Origin of the sequence: Arthrobacter crystallopoietes BAB-32 (assembly GCF_000328305.2) — a bacterium.
In the GTDB taxonomy this organism is placed as follows: Bacteria; Actinomycetota; Actinomycetes; order Actinomycetales; family Micrococcaceae; genus Crystallibacter; species Crystallibacter crystallopoietes_A.
On record NZ_ANPE02000345.1, the window covers coordinates 1 to 1,424 of the forward strand.

2 protein-coding genes are annotated in these 1,424 nt (G+C 65.8%); both read left to right on the forward strand.

Features of this window, described 5'->3' with window-relative positions; genetic code table 11:
• A partial coding sequence (locus D477_RS20910) for a site-specific integrase (RefSeq protein ID WP_005275710.1) occupies positions 1-869 on the forward strand: 869 nt, incomplete at its 5' end.
• On the forward strand, positions 866-1,424 hold a 559-nt coding region (locus D477_RS20915), incomplete at its 3' end, for a tyrosine-type recombinase/integrase (protein WP_005275714.1). The genes D477_RS20910 and D477_RS20915, both read left to right, overlap by 4 nt.

Sequence of the window (1,424 nt, forward strand, 5' to 3'; positions counted from 1 at the left end):
GCGGCGAACTGGCATCGGGTTCGGTGCGCCTGGCGGTCTGCGAGGTCCGCCAGTTCCTGCGCTATCTGGACAGCGCTGGCTGCACCCTTGGATCGGTGACGCTTGATGATGTCCGTGGCTTCCTCGTCGCGGTCCGGCCCCGTCACACATCGGGCATGGGCAACACTGTGTGGGCCATTAAGCGGTTCTTCGGGTTCGCCAACCAGCAGGGCTGCTCGGAGCTGAAGGTCGAGGCGATGCTGGCAAGGGTCGGGCCGCGGCGGCAACGGGCGCTGCCGTGCTTCACGCCCGAGGAGACCGGCCGAATCCTCGCCGCGATCGAAACCGGCTCCCCGCGCGGGAAGAGGGACTACGGGATGGTCCGGTTGGCGTTGTCTACGGGGCTACGTTGCGGCGACATCGTGTCGCTACGGCTGGACCAGATCGACTGGCGTCGGGATGAGATCCACCTGGTCCAGCACAAAACATCGGCACCGCTGACGCTGCCGCTGTCGGCAGAGGCTGGCAACGCGATAGCCGACTGGATCCTGCACGGCAGACCGGCATGCCAGGCGCCTGAGGTTTTCGTCCGTGTCTACGCCCCGTTCGTGAAGCTGAGCGGCTCGACCGGGGCGCTGATCATGAATCAGTGGCTCCACAAAGCAGGCGTGTCCCACCAGGCCCACGACGGCAAGACCTTCCACGCCCTGCGGCGCACGACAGGCACTCGTCTGGTCGAGTCCGGTGCCGAGCTGGAGCTGGCCGCACAGGTACTCGGCCACCGTGACGTCGCCTCCTCGAGGCGCTACATTGCCCTGGCCGATGAATCGCTGCGGGAGTGCTGTCTTCCTCTTGACCGCTTCGCTCCTACCAGAGAGGGCCTGCGATGAGCGTGGCATTCAGCAGCGGCTTCGCCTCACACATCGAGGCAATGCTCGAATGGCGAGCCGGTCTGGGCTACGCGCAGACCTTGGTCTATCCGATGCAGAGCTTCGACCGGTTCTGCACGGCCCACCGGCCCGGCGAGACGTTTGTGTCGCGGGAGCTTGTGACGGCCTGGTGCGAGGAAGGCGCACGGGTCCAATGGCCTGCGTACAAGGCCCACGCGATCCGCGAGTTCGGTAAGTACCTGAAGATGGTCGACATCGATGCGTTCGTGCTGCCCGCCGAGTGGATCAACCAACCCGCCAGGAGTCTGCCCCACATCTTCACCGACGAGGAGCTGACCACCTTCTTCTTGGCAGCCGACTCATTCACAGCCTGCCCGGCCAGCCCGTTTCGCGAGTACACGATCCCGGTGGTGTTCCGGCTGATGCTGGGCTGCGGGCTACGGCCGCAGGAAGCCCGGCGGCTGCACCGCCGCGACGTCGACCTCGACAAGGCGATCGTGCTGATCGAGCAGACCAAGCGCAACAAGGACCGCCGTGTCCCGATCGACGCCGGTA